Source organism: Shewanella maritima (assembly GCF_004295345.1).
Taxonomy (GTDB): domain Bacteria; phylum Pseudomonadota; class Gammaproteobacteria; order Enterobacterales; family Shewanellaceae; genus Shewanella; species Shewanella maritima.
Genome location: NZ_CP036200.1, coordinates 474689 through 491139, shown reverse-complemented (window position 1 = coordinate 491139; position 16451 = coordinate 474689). Strand labels below are relative to the sequence as shown.

12 protein-coding genes are annotated in these 16451 nt (G+C 41.0%); 5 read left to right on the top strand and 7 right to left on the bottom strand.

Annotation, left to right across the window (positions count from 1 at the left end):
• Positions 1-58 precede the first annotated feature (58 nt).
• Entirely contained in the window at positions 59-1963 is a 1905-nt protein-coding gene (locus EXU30_RS02155; protein WP_423213372.1) for a transglycosylase SLT domain-containing protein, read from the bottom strand.
• A gap of 279 nt (positions 1964-2242) precedes the next feature.
• Positions 2243-3739, bottom strand: coding sequence for a DNA recombination protein RmuC (gene rmuC, locus EXU30_RS02150; protein ID WP_130597600.1), 1497 nt, complete (start codon positions 3737-3739; stop codon positions 2243-2245).
• Between the two features lie 528 nt (positions 3740-4267).
• Here rmuC and msrP point away from each other — a divergent pair.
• Both msrP and msrQ read left to right on the top strand, forming a co-directional pair.
• On the top strand, positions 4268-5308 hold the full coding sequence (gene msrP, locus EXU30_RS02140) for a protein-methionine-sulfoxide reductase catalytic subunit MsrP (RefSeq protein ID WP_130597599.1): 1041 nt from the start codon (positions 4268-4270) through the stop codon (positions 5306-5308).
• A gap of 11 nt (positions 5309-5319) precedes the next feature.
• Positions 5320-6042, top strand: a complete 723-nt coding sequence (gene msrQ / locus EXU30_RS02135; RefSeq protein WP_130597598.1) for a protein-methionine-sulfoxide reductase heme-binding subunit MsrQ — start codon at positions 5320-5322, stop codon at positions 6040-6042.
• Positions 6043-6211: 169 nt separating this feature from the next.
• Here the strand turns inward: msrQ and EXU30_RS02130 are convergent, their stop codons facing one another.
• Positions 6212-6406: a hypothetical protein gene (locus EXU30_RS02130; RefSeq protein WP_341274637.1), complete on the bottom strand. Its 195-nt coding sequence runs from the start codon at positions 6404-6406 to the stop codon at positions 6212-6214.
• A 775-nt stretch (positions 6407-7181) separates the two neighbouring features.
• On the opposite strand from EXU30_RS02130, the gene EXU30_RS02125 reads away from it, so the two are divergent.
• A complete protein-coding gene (locus EXU30_RS02125; RefSeq protein ID WP_130597597.1) occupies positions 7182-7997 on the top strand; it encodes a hypothetical protein in 816 nt (271 codons plus the stop codon).
• A 160-nt stretch (positions 7998-8157) separates the two neighbouring features.
• Here the strand turns inward: EXU30_RS02125 and cysK are convergent, their stop codons facing one another.
• Complete coding sequence (gene cysK / locus EXU30_RS02120; RefSeq protein WP_130597596.1) at positions 8158-9123, bottom strand: cysteine synthase A; 966 nt, start codon at positions 9121-9123, stop codon at positions 8158-8160.
• A 330-nt stretch (positions 9124-9453) separates the two neighbouring features.
• Here cysK and EXU30_RS02115 point away from each other — a divergent pair, with 330 nt between their 5' ends.
• Positions 9454-10575, top strand: a complete 1122-nt coding sequence (locus tag EXU30_RS02115; protein WP_130597595.1) for a beta-ketoacyl-ACP synthase III — start codon at positions 9454-9456, stop codon at positions 10573-10575.
• Positions 10576-10647: 72 nt separating this feature from the next.
• Positions 10648-11889 (top strand): response regulator, encoded by a 1242-nt coding sequence (locus tag EXU30_RS02110; RefSeq protein WP_130597594.1) that lies wholly within the window; start codon positions 10648-10650, stop codon positions 11887-11889.
• Positions 11890-11899: 10 nt separating this feature from the next.
• Here the strand turns inward: EXU30_RS02110 and EXU30_RS02105 are convergent, their stop codons facing one another.
• From EXU30_RS02105 to EXU30_RS02095, 3 genes are read right to left on the bottom strand one after another with little or no spacing between them, the layout of a single operon-like run.
• Positions 11900-14338, bottom strand: coding sequence for a sensor domain-containing phosphodiesterase (locus EXU30_RS02105; RefSeq protein ID WP_130597593.1), 2439 nt, complete (start codon positions 14336-14338; stop codon positions 11900-11902).
• A 12-nt stretch (positions 14339-14350) separates the two neighbouring features.
• Positions 14351-15076, bottom strand: coding sequence for a response regulator (locus tag EXU30_RS02100; RefSeq protein ID WP_130597592.1), 726 nt, complete (start codon positions 15074-15076; stop codon positions 14351-14353).
• Positions 15077-15080: 4 nt separating this feature from the next.
• Complete coding sequence (locus tag EXU30_RS02095; RefSeq protein WP_165398948.1) at positions 15081-16442, bottom strand: ATP-binding protein; 1362 nt, start codon at positions 16440-16442, stop codon at positions 15081-15083.
• Positions 16443-16451: the final 9 nt, after the last annotated feature.

Genomic DNA, 16451 nt, shown 5'->3' with positions numbered 1-16451 from the left:
CTAGGCTATCGCATAGGGTTCGGTATAGCGTTGCCCAGTCGCTTAGTTATTTAGTCGCTTAGTATTTGAACGCTAACTCTTGCTCGCTAAACATAGGCTCGGCGACTTTTTCTTGATACTGAAAAATAAGCCGATAGCTAAATACCGCTTGTACATATTCACGGGTTTCTCGATATGGGATCGTCTCGATAAAACTCATCACATCAAGTTTGCCATCAGATCGTTTTAGCCAGCGCTTCACATTACTAGGCCCAGCATTATAAGCCGCAGTAGCCAATACGCGGTTGCCATTGTATTGGTCTACAAGCTGCCCGTAATAGGCACTACCAAGCATGATATTGAGCTCAGGCTTGTACAATGAACGTGTGCCAGCGTATTTGAGCTTGTTGCGTTTGGCGGTTTGTTTGGCAGTAGCTGGCATCAATTGCATTAATCCTCTGGCGCCAACACCCGAGGTCGCATAAGGATAAAAAGCACTTTCGCGGCGGCTAATAGCGCGGGTTTCGTACTCACTTACCTGGTATTTTTTGCTGGCTTTTTTGAATGTGGCTTTTTCAGCTGGTGGAAAACGCAGCTTGAGGGCATTCCAGGTTTTAGCTTGAATACTTGATTCAACACCTAAGTCATACCATTGTTGATTAAGTGCATATAGGCCATATTCTGCGCGCATAGCTTTATCTTGGCGGCGCAGTAGGGCAACCCATTCACCGCGGGCATCAATCAACTTATCTATGGCTCTAAGCTCTATCACGCGAGCAAAGCCTGGGTCGTCGTATAGCTTGGCTTTAAGTTTACTATCAGATGCTGGCATCTTGTTGTTCATTGAAAATGGCACCTTGATTTGCTCAGCAGCATAAAAACCATAAAAATTACGGTTTTTACTTAATGGGTCGTACATGGCTGAGTCAAACTGACCTGGCTTACTATCAAGCCTTGCTTGCCAATACTGCCAGCGAGCGTTTGCCTTAGCTTTCTCTGACAGTAGAGGCATAAATTGGGCTAAGGCTTTTAAGTCAGCGTCGCGAATTGCCCAGCGCAGGCGCATCTCAACAAGGTCATCTGAGTCTAAATTTTTTAGTTGACTGTCGGCGTAGGCTAGCACGCTTTGTTTTTGATGAACGAGTGCGCGGCGCACTAAATAGTGATTAAGCTGATGCGACTCATACTGACTAAAACGGTCTTTGTTATTGTATTTTTGATAGAGCTTGGTGGCTTGTTTCAGGTCGCGCTTTGCAAGTTTTCTAAGGCCAACATAGACAATATCGCCCACGACTTTTTGACTGCCACTAAATTTGCGGGTATGACGCAAGCTGTTAGGGTCGCTGTATACCTTTAGCAATAAATCGACTTCCGCTTTGCGGTTTGGCAGCTTTTTACCTAGCCACCTAAGTAAGCTGGTTTGGTTAGCGTTAAAGCTAAGTAGCATACGTTGCCATATTAGGGCGTCCGTACGTTTACCCGCTTTGGTCCATACTTTAAATAGTGGATCGCAAGCTTTTGGACGAGAGCGGCCATGTAACCATAATTGCTCAGCGCCTTTGTAACCAATCTGTTTGTCGCCACGCTGCAGCTGAGCGCGGTTGTAATAGCATTGCAGCGTGACATCGCGCGGCGTGTCAGGTGAGATGGTTAAAAAGTCTTGCCAACGCTTTTGCTCACCAGCAGCCGATAAATAGCGGTACCTTAAGGTGTTATAAAGCGCTGTGGTTTCAAATTTGGCTAGGGCTTTCTTGGCGTCTTTGCCGCTCATTTTCATGATGCCAGCTGACTGCTCATGGTAATCGAGATAAATGTTAAGCGGGTAGTTAGGAATTTGCTTGCGTAGCTGTTTATATTTACTTAGCTGCTTTTTATCTAATGCTGCTTTGGCATCAAGGTAGATTTGTTGCTCTTTGGTGTAGTTACTGCTTGCGACAGCATTGCCACCGAAACCGGCAATCGCTAAAGCACAAACGCTCAGCATGAGAAGGCTCACAATATGGCGCGGAGAGTGATACGAAAACCAGTTTTGCTGCATGAATGCTTATCCCTAAACTTCAATCAAAAAACAATATAAAGGACGCAAGTGCTGTGGCTTTTAGGAATGTATACTCCTGTCCACCGCGGCTTTGGTGTGCTTGCTCACTTGTTTACTGACAACACTGAAATGAGCTGTGTACTGATTGAATCAAGTACCAAGTGTAGCTGAGCAATTACATATTATGCTTAACGCTTACTTTAAATAGAGGTAATTAACGAAATCTTAATTTTTATCGCTCGATTCGTCTAATGCTTGTTGTAATAAATTATTTTCAATTTGTTTACTGGTTTCGACGCCAAGTTGCTGCATTTGATGCGCCTGGCGAATGACATTGCCTTTACCTGTCGACAGTTTATTCATTGCTTGTTGGTAAGTTCTGTCAGCGGTTTCTAATGCACGTCCCAGTTTGTCCATGTCATCTAAATAGCCACAAAGCTTGTCGTAAATTTTACCGGCTTGCTTGGCAATGGCTTGCGCGTTTTGATTTTGATATTCATAACGCCAAATATTATTAATGGTGCGCAGGGCAACCAACAGGTTGGTTGGGCTGACCAACATAATATTTTGCTCCAGCGCATAATTAACTAAGCTAGGGTCGTGCTCGATTGCAAGCAAGAACGCTGGCTCAATTGGAATGAACATCAACACATAATCCAAACTCTTCAGACCGTGAAGTTGATGATAGTCTTTTTGGCTTAGCCCTTTGATGTGCTGGCGAATCGAAATTGCATGCTCTTTTAATGCCTGTTCACATATTTGTGGATCTTCGCTGTTGAAGTAACGCTCATAAGCACTTAACGATAATTTGGCGTCGATAACCACGTCTTTGTCATTTGGCAGATGCACGATAACATCTGGCTTGAAGCGCTTGCCGCTGTCATCTTTCAGTTGTTGTTGAGTGTCGTATTCGTGGCCTTCACGCAGGCCACTTTCTTGTAATACTCGCTCTAGGATCACTTCACCCCAGTTACCTTGTTGCTTGTTGTCACCTTTTAGCGCGTTGGTGAGGTTTATGGCATCTTGACTCATCTTGAGATTAAGTTGCGCCAAATGTTCAAGTTGATGCTTAAGGGCGCTGCGCTCAGATTGTTCATGGGTGTATGACTCATGAACTTGCTTACGAAAACCTTCAAGTTGCTGTTTTAGCGGACCAAGTACACCATCCATTTGGCTGATGTTTTGCTTCTTTAAATTTTCGCTACGTTCTTCAAAGATGCGGTTGGCGAGGTTTTCAAACTGTTCTTTTAGTCTTTGCTCCGCAGATTCAAGTAGCGCAATTTTATCTGCCATGGCTTGTTGCTGCGTATCTGCCTGCGCTTTAATGCTCAGTTGCATGGCATTGGATTTAGACAAGTTAAGTTTAGACTCCATTAACTTGTGCTCGGTTTGTGCTAGCAGCTGCTCGGTTTGTTCTAAACGCTGAGCTTGAGCTTGAGATTTACCTAACTGCGCCAGCAGTTGCTCAACTTTGTCACGCAGGTGGTGTTCGCTGTCTTGTTTATCATCGAGCTGAGTTTGCAATTGCTCTAGGGTGACATCATGGCGAGTTTGCATATCGTTGATTTGTGTTTGATGCTCTTGAATTTGCATGTCGGTGAGCATTTGCCATCGCTTGCGGGTGAGTCGCTGATTAAGTAAGGCACCAAGCATGAGGGCGAGAACAGCAACTGCGCCAATGGCGGCAAATTGCAGCGGAGTAAAGTCTAGGGAAACAGGCATGGTAGCGGCTCTAAAAATCAAAAAACTTAGCTTGGCATGCTTTGCTATTCGCCCGCAAGCCTAGCTTATAGGCTTATGCGTTAATTGCTTGGATTTTCGGCATAAAACTGGTTATTAGGGTCTGTTGATCTTTCAAGATTATTTTTGCAGCTACTTGTTGGAAATTTATACAAGACAGCGACTTTGATGTGTGGTTATTCCACATGATAAGTCGTTAACGCAGTAGAAATGACAACAAGTGCTGCCTGAAAGGTTCGTTTAAAAGCACTTTACTCTTTGTTGTGAGCGAATTTGTTTAGGTGACTAGACGTCATCGCTCACGCCGCGATTAAAGTGCTTTTAATTCGAACAAATTCTAATCAGCAAAGATCAACAGGCCCTAGCGAGTTAGAAAATTAATTCAATCGTTTTGAAATATTTACTCGTATTTATCTGTCTAATCTATACATGAGCATGTGGGCACTTCATGAACATTTGGATACACGAACAGACCCTAGTAGCCTGACACAGTCGATAACGGTGGTAGCAATGACAACAAAAAAAGCATTTAGCAAAGGTATTCAGCAGCAAGCCAGTTGGCAGTTGAAAGACAATCAGGTGACGCCAGAAGCTGTGTTTAACCAGCGCCGTCATATCGTGAAAGCGCTAGGGTTAGGTGCGCTTGGTGCCAGTATTCCTGGTTATGTACAAGCGGGAATTTTTGATTTGTTTGGCGATAAAAAGCCCCAGGCACAGCCTTTTGTTACTCAAGGGCTTAATTTCACTCAGCCACAAATTTATCAAGCGCAGCAGGCGTTAACCCCTGAAAACAAAGTCACTCGCCATAATAACTTTTATGAGTTTGGCACCAGCAAAAGTGACCCTTTTGATAACGCGCAGCATTTCCAAGTTAAGCCATGGACGCTGCAGATCGATGGTTTGGTAGATAACCCGCTAACGTTAGATGCTGATGACTTAACCAAGATGTTTGCCCTTGAAGAGCGCACGTATCGTTTGCGCTGTGTTGAGGCCTGGTCGATGGTGATCCCTTGGGTTGGTTTTCCGCTAGCGAGTTTGCTGAAAAAGGCAGGCGTGAAAGCCAATGCGACTCACGTGGCGTTTGAAACCTTGTTTGATCCAGAGCAGATGCCTGGGCAAAAAAGTCGTTTAATGGGCGGTGGTATTCATTACCCATACGTTGAAGGCTTAACGATTGCAGAGGCGATGAATGATTTGTCGCTGATGGCAGTCGGTTTATATGGAAAAACCTTGCCACCACAAAACGGTGCGCCAATTCGTTTGGTGGTGCCTTGGAAGTATGGCTTTAAGAGCATTAAATCGGTAGTACGGATCCGAGTGATGGACAAGCAACCGCCAACCAGCTGGAACCAGCTTGCACCTCATGAATACGGCTTTTACGCTAATGTGAATCCACAAGTTGATCATCCACGTTGGTCACAAGCCAGTGAAAGGTCAATCGGTGAAGGGGGCTTGTTCTCTGCAAAACGTATCGAAACCCAGATGTTTAATGGTTATGGCGAGCAGGTCGCGCACTTATATAAAGGCCTAGATTTAACAAAGAACTATTAAGGGGCAGTTTTATGCGGTTAAGCCCACGAGGTTTGTGGTGGCTAAAGGCTGGATTACATCTGGCTTGCTTGTTGCCCATTATTTATCTGGTTTACATTGTCGCTACTGATCAAGCTGGCGGCGACCCAGTGCAGTTAATCATTCATTACACCGGTATGGGAACCATCAATAGTTTACTGGCGACCATGTTGGTATCGCCTTTAGCTAAATGGTTAAAGCAGAGTTTACTTGTACGTACGAGGCGTTTGCTGGGGCTGTATGTGTTTGCCTATGCAAGCTTGCATATAGCGGCGTTTTTAAGTTTAGATTTGCTGTTCGAGTGGCAACTTTTGCTGCAAGAAGTGGTTAAACGGCCTTATATACTGGTCGGCGCCATCGCTTTTGTCATACTGCTATTACTGGCATTGACTTCTTTTGAAGCGGTTAAGCGCAAAATGGGTAAGAGCTGGTTAACCTTGCACAGATTTATCTACTTTGCCGCAATCTTAGCGCCAGTACATTTTTATTGGTCGGTTAAATCGGAGATCATCGAGCCAGGGATTTATCTGTTGGTGTTTGCCGTGTTGCTTTGGCTTCGCAGGGCACAGATTGTCCAATGGTTGAAACCGAGCCGAGCAGGCAAAGCGCAGGCAAACAAAGGGCGCAGCGGGGGAGCTGCCAATCATGCTGTTAAAGCTGCTACAAACAAAGCTACTGCAGTAACCACTAAATCGAGTGGTAAAGCCATAAGCTAATCTTCAAACATTTAGTGAGGTGCAACCATAAAAAAGGGCCTAGGCAGGCCCTTTTGCATTTATGTACCTAAATCCTTACTCATATTGAGTTGTAGGTAAAGCATTTGAACGAATAGCAAGCTTACATTAGCTCACTGCTTAGCTTAACAAAGGTCTCAATATTTCAACGCTAAAGCGTTAAGTGTGATGACAGTGAATGCTGACCTTGATCTTCGATAATGTCAGCAATCTGCTGTTGATCTACGTGTTTTAAGCCTGAGAACTCGTTAAGTAATCTGTCTTGCACGTCAAAAGGCATTCCCATCGCGTCCATAAACATGTGAACGCGTAAACTATCTCCTGACTCTAGTAAGTCTACGAGCATGCTTGCTTCGTACTCGACTAATCCATTGATAATGTAACCCCCATCTAATCTACATGGGTACTCACAAGTATAGTAAAGCCGGCAGCGCTCAGTAGATCGAAAAGGATTAAACGGTGATGTCTTTGTAATAGAAATGCATAAAAACCGTAACCAAGCCTGTAACACTTTCAGGTTTTTCTATCAAAAATCGCAATGAACGAAAATTTCACCATGATTTTAATTCAAAACTGAAAGTTTTTTGTAATTATTGCGTGCATCGGCACTTCGATTGAGTATAATGCGCCCTAACAGAGAGATTGCTTATCTTCTGTATCTAGCAGTGTTAGACCGATGCGATAGCAAAAAGAGTCTTATATAAAAACACGCTAGGCCCTACGCCACTTTAGGCGCACTTTGATACTTAAAAAACGACCTAACTATTTGGAGTGACTTATGGAAATTCAGGAATACGATAACGCGTACTATCAGTTAAAAGATGAATTACAAGAGTCTATGCCTTCTGAAGAAGAGTTTGATTAGACAATACTTTTTCAGTTTGGATTTGCTCCAATACGAGAAAAATAATAAATAAAAATAGCAGCCCTTAGGCTGCTATTTTTATTTTCACTCTTCAATCAGTTGCTTCAGCAGTCGGTTGTCATTCGATTAGTCTTGCGTATTTTCGACATCATAAGGGTCAAGCCTTGGGAATATATGCTGCTAGTCACTATTTGGCTTTTGTTGCATGTTATAGTCAAGGGTTCGTAAGGTCGCAATTAAGTACGTAAGGTAGTTTATGTTTTTTCATGTTGAACCAGAGTGTAAACCCTATTCAGCTTTCAGAGTCAAACATGTCACATTAACCTTGCTCAAGGTAACGCTGGGTTGTGTGAGTTTTGGCTTGCATGCTTCAACCAATGAAGTCGACGCTTATGAAGAAAGATTGGCTCAACTAGAAGCTGAAAATGCGCAAATATCAAAAAGACTATTGCGACTAGAGCAGCTAGTTGATGGGTTAAATACTCATACAGGTAATAAAGTTGAGATGTTAGACCTGGTGCAGCTAGTTAAGCTCTACTCGTTGCCAAGTCACGCTCAATCTAACGTGCAAGACTGGCGTATAGGTGCAAATAATCCTGCAATTAATTGGCAATCTGATGGTATTGATTGGCAAGACTCTGCCTCAGAGTATAGCGCTGTCCGTAAAGCTGAAGTTATCGTTACTATTGATGGAAAGCCAATTGAGGTATTAAAAAAGCGCTTGCAGCCTCACGCTTGGTCATTGACGCTTAACGGAGCTCGCGCGGGTGTTTCTTCCGTTGTGATCGATGCAAATATCAATAGCCCTTATCTTGAAGGGGAGTCGTTGCTTAGGCAGTTTGATAAAGCCGGAGTCGATTATACATTGCTGCAATGTGATGAGCTTAATGCTGCCACTTTCGCAGATAGAGTTTATCGCTATCAAGCCAAAGCGTTAAAAACGGGCTGGATGAGGTACGAATATAGCTGTGGAAGTGGTGGGTGTAGTCAGCGTATCGAGCTGCTTTACCAAAAACCAAAAGATGGTGACTTCGCAGAGTTAAGCTCCGTAGCATGCCCTAAAAGCAAATAGTTCGAGCAACATAAAAACAAAAATATCTATGTTGAAAGGACTTGAATATTGAGCTGGCTAACTGGGTTGCTGAGGTTAAATAATAAAAATGCCCGCTTGGAACATTCCTCTAATAAGGATTTTCAAGAGGGCATTTAGTTATTGGGTTTGTCTATTGAGATTACTGCACGTTTTCTGCGTCGCCAAATGCACCAGCAAACAGTGCTGATGAAAGGTAGCGCTCGGCTGCTGAAGGCAGTACTACAACGATATTTTTATCAGCAAATTCAGGCAGCGCTGCAATGCGGTTAGCTGCAACCACAGCTGCACCTGAAGAAATACCGACTAGGATACCTTCTTCTTCCATTAAACGGCGCGCCATTGCAATTGCATCTTCGTTGCTTACTGCTTCTACGCGGTCAACCAGTTCTAAATCTAGGTTGCCAGGAATGAAACCGGCACCAATACCCTGGATTTTGTGTGGTCCAGGTTGTAGTGGCTCACCCGCTTTTGCTTGAGCGATAACAGGTGAGTCAACTGGCTCAACTGCAACTGAAGTAATTTGCTTGCCTTGTGCTTTTAAGAAGCGACTTGCACCAGTGATAGTACCACCAGTACCAACGCCAGCTACAAGTACATCTACTGCACCGTCGGTGTCATTCCAGATCTCTGGACCGGTTGTTTTTTCATGGATTTCTGGGTTAGCTGGGTTGCTAAATTGGCCTAAGATTAGGTACTTATCTGGTGCTTGAGCATGGATTTCATCGGCTTTGTCAATCGCGCCTTTCATGCCTTTCGCGCCTTCGGTTAATACCAGGTTTGCACCTAATGCTTTAAGCAATTTACGACGCTCAAGGCTCATGGTGTTAGGCATGGTAAGGGTTAACTTGTAACCACGAGCAGCTGCAACATAAGCTAACGCAATACCTGTGTTACCAGAAGTCGGTTCAACAATCTCTACATCTTTGGTCAGCTTACCGCTTTTCTCTGCGTCCCAAATCATGTTGGCACCAATACGGCACTTTACGCTGAAGCTAGGGTTACGGGCTTCAATTTTAGCCAGTACGTTACCGTTGCTTACTCGGTTGAGTCGAACTAGTGGTGTGTTACCTAAAGTATATGAATTATCTTCAAAAATCTTGCTCATGAGTCCATTGCTCCTTTGTTTGCATGATTCCATGATAGTCGCCAAGGTGGCTTTTAGAAGTGAAAAATTGTTCTTCTTTATTCCATTTGGTTATTACACAAAAACCTATTATTCTAAAGCACTCAATATTCACTGGGTTTAGAGACAGATCCAAGGTCTGACCATTCGGTTTTACCGCATATTTGTGTATAAATGTTCAAAAATTACGTACTAAAATAGCCACATAAATCATCGCAATGTATCTCTAACTTATCGGCTAGCTATAGTGTAGCTGCAAATGAGCCGTGAGATACCTAAATTGCGGACACTTGCGTTGCGGATACAAGAATAATGAAGAAAGTGGTTATTTCAGGTAGTGGTCTTTTTGTGCCACCAAATACGGTAACTAATGAAGAATTAGTTGCGAGTTACAATCAATATGTTGATCAGTTTAACCAACACAATGAACAACAAATTAAAGCTGGTACTGTAGTTGAGTTGCCGTATTCAAGTTCAGAGTTTATTGAAAAAGCCTCCGGGATTAAGCAGCGCTATGTCATGGTTAAAGAGGGCATTCTTGACCCTAATGTGATGATGCCATTGATTGCAGATCAACCATCTGAAGCACTATCAATGCAAGCTGAGATGGGCATTGAAGCGGCAAAACAAGCGTTGACTCGCGCTAATTGTAAAGCAGAAGACATTGATTTAGTCATTGTTGCTTGTGCTTATACTCAAAGGGCTTATCCGGCAATAGCTATTGAAATTCAGCGTGAATTGGGCACCAAAGGCATGGCATATGACATGTTAGTTGCTTGCTCATCAGCCACCTTTGCGATTACCAACGCGATAAATGCGATTCGAGGTGGTACTGCTAACCGAGTACTGGTGATTAACCCAGAGCTCACATCACCTCAAAGTAACTTCAAAGACAGAGATAGCCACTTTATTTTTGGTGATGTGGCAACCGCTGTTGTGGTGGAACGTCAAGATTTAGCTCACGTAGAGCATGCCTTTAATGTGTTATCAACGAGCTGCATGACAGACTATTCAAACAATATCCGAAGCAATTTTGGTTTTGTAAATCGCTGTGATCCGGAATGTGTTGCTACGCCAGATAAACTGTTCCATCAGCAAGGGCGTAAGGTGTTTAAAGAATTGTTACCTATGATTTATCAACACCTTGAGCAACAATTGAGCAATGAGCAAATAAAAGCTGAAGAATTTAAGCGTTTATGGTTGCACCAAGCTAATATAAATATGAATATGTTCGTAGTGAAAAAGTTACTTGGTGATAACGTTGGTTCACAAACTGCACCAATTGTACTTGATGAGTTTGCCAATACCGCATCAGCGGGATCAATAATCGCATTCCATCGCCATCAAGATGACTTTAAAACCGGTGAGCTTGGACTGCTTTGTTCGTTTGGTGCCGGTTATTCGATAGGGAGTATCGTGCTCGAAAAGTGCTAGGTAACTTGAACGAGGGTTTAGGTTCAGACAAGTGCTCATCGATGTGCGAAAAATTGTTTGCAGGTGGATAGATTGCGCATTCTGATTGTTGAAGACAGCGATGCTGTTTCAAAAATTCTTAAACATCTTATCATTCAAGAGCTAGCTTACGAGGTTGATGTGGCACCTGATTATCAGAGTGCCATCGAGCTTCTTAAAACTAACAAATATTTTGTGGTCGTGGCTGACCTCAATTTACCCGATGCTCCAAATGGCGAAATTGTTCGAGCCGTGCTCACTGAGCATCAAACGCCGTGTATTGTATTAACCGGTAACCTAGATAGCGCGCAACGCAAAAACCTACTTAAACTCGGTATCGTTGACTACATTCTTAAAGAAAACCGCTTTAGCTACCAATATGTGGTTAAGCTAATTGCACGCCTCAACCGCAACCGCGATGTCAAAGTACTGGTAGCAGATGACTCAGTTGTTAGTCGTAAGTTTGTTAGAGCTTTACTCGAGCAACACTTGTTCCAGGTGCTTGAAGCAAATGATGGCGCAGAGGCGCTGCAGGTTCTTGAAAAAGAGCAGGGCATTCAACTGCTTATTACTGATTACAATATGCCCAATATTGATGGGTTTGAGCTGATTTTGCGTGTTAGAGAGAATTTTAGCCGTGAAGACTTAGCCATTATTGGTTTATCGAATGACAATAACGAGTCGTTATCGGCACGTTTTATTAAAAATGGTGCGAACGACTTTTTGCAAAAACCATTCGTACATGAAGAATTCCACTGCCGCGTGCTTAACACATTAGATTCGTTAGACATGATCCGTAGGTTGTGGGAAAAAGCCAATAAAGATTACCTGACAAAAGCGTTTACTCGTCGCTACTTCTTTGGTCAATACAACCGAGATGTTAAAGATGCCAAAGAGCCGAGTGTGTATTCGGTAGCCTTGTTGGATATCGACTTCTTTAAAAAGGTAAATGATACCTATGGCCACGATGTAGGCGATGAAGTATTAATCGAATTTGCTAAACGGTTAAACCAAGCCTTTGGTCAGCACTTTACGGTAGCCCGTTTTGGTGGTGAGGAGTTTGTTGTCGCGTTTAAAGGCCTCGATGCTGAAAAGTCATGGACCTTGATTGACAAATTTAGGCAGCAATCATATGCAACAATGATCAATACTGAGGCTGGGCCTCTCGAGGTGAGCTTTAGTGGTGGTGTAGCAGCAATTGATGCTTGCGAAGGTATTGATAGTGCGCTTAAGCACGCTGATGAATTGTTATATCAAGCAAAACAAGCTGGACGTAATCAGGTTAAAGTTACTTAGTTCTCATTGTTTACTCCATTAAAGGCAAATGATCTAGAATCAAACTTTTAACTTCATTAAAGGTAATTAGTCCAAGAAAAATCCCATTCCTACCTTCAACAATCATATGAGAGTTAGGAAATATACAGAAATGGACAAGCAATTTGTTTATTGGAATGTCTGTTGTGCAGGTAGCGTATTCTTTATCCATTACTTGATGAGCCCGTTTTGACAAAGTTAATCTGTCTCTAGACGTTTCAGCATCTGTGTCTACATATGGACTAATTAATCTGTCTGTATTAGTTGGGGTGATAACACCTTGAATTTTATTGTTTTTAACAACTGCAACGACCCTATCATTATCAAGTATTGATAAAAAATCTTGAATTCGATCATCAGGTTCCACAATATGAACGTGTGGAATGCAAAGATTTGTTATTGATATATTGTTGCTATTTGAAGTTGGGGTCAGATTGTGGTGTTTTATTATTTTACAAATTTCACTTGGGGTGTTTGTATGATCATTTAGCTGTTTGGGTTTACAGAAAAAATACCCTTGAATTAAATCAACGCCTATTTGTTCCAGTGTGTTTAGCTCCGAAATCGTTTCAACACCCTCAACTACTATCTGGCCATTGAGTAAGTGAATGAAATTAGTAAACATTTTAAGCATTTTTTGCTTAACATTATCTGTATCTACGCCTTTGGTAATCTCTTTGTCAATTTTAATTACATTAAGTGGTAATTTTGTTAGGTTGTCAAACGATGTATAACCACTGCCAAAGTCATCTATGCTGACTTTCAACCCCTCATTACATATTTTATGTATACTGGAAACGACGGATTTGTTGTTTGAGAATACTGAAGATTCAGTTAGTTCAATTGTTATTCGTGATATGTCTATATGAGACTCTTTTATGGTTGCAAGTGTTTTGGTCAGATTTTCACTGTTGTTTTTAGTAAAAACCATAGAGTGATTAATCGATAACCCTAAGTTCGGATTGTCTAGTACCTCACTCAACTGGCTTAATTCACTTATTGCTTTTTTAGCAATAATACTATCAATTTTATCGATTAAGTCAGCGTCTTCTGCAATATCAATCAATTCTTGTACTGAATAGCTAAAAGGTAGAGAGAATTCAAACCTTGCAAGTGCTTCTACTGAGCAGATTTTTAAGTTTTTTAAACTAACGATAGGTTGATATGCAACATTTATCGTATTGTTTTGTATTGCTTTTTTTAACTCGTTTTGCAATTTTACTCTCTTGTTGCTGATTGAGTTAACTCTTTTGTCGTAATAACAGATCCTGTGATTGTTATAGTGTATTTTATCGTCAGGTTTTGAAAGCAGCGCTTGTGCGGAGTGACCAAGCAGCTCTGTATTATTGCTAGCGTCAGTGCCAAATATTGATATGCCAACATCAATTTTTAGATCGGATTCGAAAATATTTTCATTAGATGCAATTTTATCAATTGCTGCAGTTATCGATTTATGAATGTCCTTAATGATTTTTGTGGATATGCAAATGCCACTTATTTGATTGTTATTTAATAAGCCATATTTTATTTTTGTTGTGTCATCAGCTAAACTTTGTCGAATGATCATGTTTAACTTATTTGAGTTTTTGATCCCAGCATTAAAGGTATTCATCATGAATACATACATGCATTCATCATTGTTGACTAGCTCTTTATGCTTATCAATAACGTCAAAGAATTGTTGTTTGTTTTCCCATGCCCAGGAGCAAACTTTAGCGTTTGTATCGACAACAGCGTCATAAAAGAAGTCCACCGGAGTTAAATGGAGTATGCACAATTTTGTGTGGTTTTTTTTGTAGAAGTAAAATGAAGTGTTTAACTCGAAGGGAACCGGTTTTCCTTCAGTGTCAAACAACTCAATATTGCCGTTCCACCTTTTCTCTGCGTTACAGCTATGTATGAGCTCTTTGTATTTTGAATCTTCTTTATTAAAAAGTATGTTTACAGGTTGCCCAATGGTTTCGTGATTCTTGAATCCAAGTTTTTTGGTTACCATTTTATTTGATGTGAGCACCTCCATCTTATCATCACATATTATCAACATGCGTTCTGCGTGATAGAATATCTCTTTTAAAAGTAAGGACTCCTGGTTTGTGTCAAGTAATCTTTTTAATACTGTTATTTCTCCTGATATCTCAGAGTCGCTTGTACCAATAATGTTGAATGCCACCAGAAATCTTTCACTATCTAAGTTTAGTATCAAATTGCATGAGGTCGGTTTTTTGTTGCGAATACTTTCTTTTATTTTTATTTTTAGTTGTTCAATTTGATGTTCGTCAATTAAAGTTGTGAGGGCGCTTGAAGGTATACTGCCAGAGTTTTTCTTATAGATGATGTTAACCAACTCTTTCGACTCGAATTGTTTAGAGTGTAGGTCTAATTTCCAATCGAAATTTTTATTTAATAACGAGCTGTTCTTAGTTAGCAGCATATTGAGCTCCGTTTACACTACAATGTTGAACTTAGAGTTGACTTGTACGACTAGTATTATGTCGTCCCTTGTGTATGCTTCTTCTATTAGTTTTATTAGTGGCTTTTCGATGTGAGCCTCTAAGTGGGCGCTGTTAAAAATATCTCTGTATGGGTTCTTCTCTGGTAGGTAGTTGGCGCGTATTTTCGTAGTTTTAATCCTCTGTATATTCGATGAGCTCGCTACTTTCTGTAATTTCGCTTCAAATTCATCGACTTTGTCCAACAATCCAAGAATTGTAAAGGTCAGATAGTTACACATTAATTCTATATCTTGAGTCTTGGAGGTGGATTTTTCTTCAGCTTTAGGTTCGCTATTTTCTATCGATATATAGCTAGTGACAATTTGGCGAATTTCCTTTGGGTATAGAGGTTTCACTGCAATTTCATACTCAATACCTCGTCGCTTCATATCTTCAAGCTCTGGCATAAACTCTTCAATATAGGCAGAAACAATATATATTTTTGTAGAAATGCCTAACTCATGGATCTTTTTTACTACTTGAGTACCACTTAAGTTAGGCATTTTCAGGTCTACAAATACAACTATGGGGTTATGCTTGACAATTAGCTCTATACCTTGAGCGCTGTCACTAGAGGTGATTAGGTTTACTTTTGTAGACGACAAGGCCATTTCATAGGCTTCAAGTAAGCACTCTTCATCGTCAATAGCAATAATGTTTGGGTAGTTCTGACTCATTAATCTATTCCTTATTAGTGAGTTGAAGGCAATTAAGTTCAATGGTAAATGTCGTTTCTACTCCCTGAATGCTTTCAACAGTGAGTCTTCCCTGAGCATTGGTTATTAAAGTGTTGGATATACTAAGACCTAAGCCCGTTCCTTTTCCGACTGGTTTTGTTGTGAAGAAAGGATCGAAGATTTTGAATTTTATGTCATCTGGTATTCCTGGCCCGTTGTCGGTTATTGTTATTCTACATATGTCACCTACCTGTATAATTAATAAGGTTATTTGAGGTGAGGGTTGTGTTTCTATTGCTTGGGCAGCATTTAAAAGTAAGTTAAGCACGACTTGTTCTAAATGATCTTCCTCTATAAAAACTTTTACTCCGTTACTTAAATTTTGGTATTTAAAATCTATGCTTGAGCCGTTAATGCTGCTGTTGAATAGCTCTACCACTCTGTCGATGGTTGCGTTAATATCGCAGTTATGAATACCTTTCTTTTTATTTCTTGAGAATACGAGCAAACCCTGGGTAATTCTTTGTATTCTACCCAGTAGCCTTTCTGTTTTGGCTATTTTGTCAGCTATCTTTTCGTTGGTATTCAATGTTGATATAAAGTCCATGTACCCAAGAATTGCCATCACAGGGTTGTTGATTTCATGTGCAACTCCACCAACGAGCGTACCAATAGTTGACTGTTTCTCCATAGATACTACTTGTGCCTGCGTTTCGTTTAGTTTTTCTATGAGCTTAAAATTTTGCTCATCTGTTTTTCTTCTTTGTTCTACCTCAATAGCCAAAGCATTTTTTGATACGGTAGTTCGTTGTAAATTTTCACGCATAATATTTGCTGAGTTACCTAGCTGTGATATTTCTAGAAAACCATTTATTTCAATTTGAGATGCTAAGTTTCCTTGGCCGACTTTTTCTAGCTTTTTACCAAGTACGTTTATTGGGTTAGATATTTTTGTGATGATCAATATTGCAAGTGCAGCCAAAAGAATGATTAGCGTTAGAGTGACAAACAACAGTGTGAAATACATTTTGTTAAAATGTTTAGTCATCGTGTTTCTAAGAGATTTTGATACTGTGAGTGAAGAGTTGTTCAGTTGATGAAGAGAGGATATCAGTGCGACAGGTGTCACGCTTGTCGTCCGTTGTGAACTATTTACTGTTTGCAGTAGCTCCATTTGCCTTTTGGCTGATTGGCTTAACACTTCTAGTTCGTCAAAATTATTATATTTCAGGCTTCTTAACTCAGTCTCTAACTTGTTTTGTGTGTTATTCCACTGGTTCTTCACCCTGTTATTTGGGGTTAACATATAATCATAAGCAAGTACTAATAGCTTAAAGCTGTGATTAGAAATGTTAGTTGCGACCATTGCTTCATG

What these genes read in the sequence shown, in the direction of transcription:
- EXU30_RS02095 (WP_165398948.1), bottom strand. Translation starts at nt 16,442, where the DNA reads ATGGTCGCAACTAACATTTCTAATCACAGCTTTAAGCTATTAGTACTT.
- EXU30_RS02115 (WP_130597595.1), top strand. Translation starts at nt 9,454, where the DNA reads ATGAAGAAAGTGGTTATTTCAGGTAGTGGTCTTTTTGTGCCACCAAAT.
- EXU30_RS02100 (WP_130597592.1), bottom strand. Translation starts at nt 15,076, where the DNA reads ATGAGTCAGAACTACCCAAACATTATTGCTATTGACGATGAAGAGTGC.
- EXU30_RS02125 (WP_130597597.1), top strand. Translation starts at nt 7,182, where the DNA reads ATGTTTTTTCATGTTGAACCAGAGTGTAAACCCTATTCAGCTTTCAGA.
- rmuC (WP_130597600.1), bottom strand. Translation starts at nt 3,739, where the DNA reads ATGCCTGTTTCCCTAGACTTTACTCCGCTGCAATTTGCCGCCATTGGC.
- msrP (WP_130597599.1), top strand. Translation starts at nt 4,268, where the DNA reads ATGACAACAAAAAAAGCATTTAGCAAAGGTATTCAGCAGCAAGCCAGT.
- EXU30_RS02155 (WP_423213372.1), bottom strand. Translation starts at nt 1,963, where the DNA reads ATGCTGAGCGTTTGTGCTTTAGCGATTGCCGGTTTCGGTGGCAATGCT.
- EXU30_RS02130 (WP_341274637.1), bottom strand. Translation starts at nt 6,406, where the DNA reads ATGCTCGTAGACTTACTAGAGTCAGGAGATAGTTTACGCGTTCACATG.
- cysK (WP_130597596.1), bottom strand. Translation starts at nt 9,123, where the DNA reads ATGAGCAAGATTTTTGAAGATAATTCATATACTTTAGGTAACACACCA.
- msrQ (WP_130597598.1), top strand. Translation starts at nt 5,320, where the DNA reads ATGCGGTTAAGCCCACGAGGTTTGTGGTGGCTAAAGGCTGGATTACAT.
- EXU30_RS02105 (WP_130597593.1), bottom strand. Translation starts at nt 14,338, where the DNA reads ATGCTGCTAACTAAGAACAGCTCGTTATTAAATAAAAATTTCGATTGG.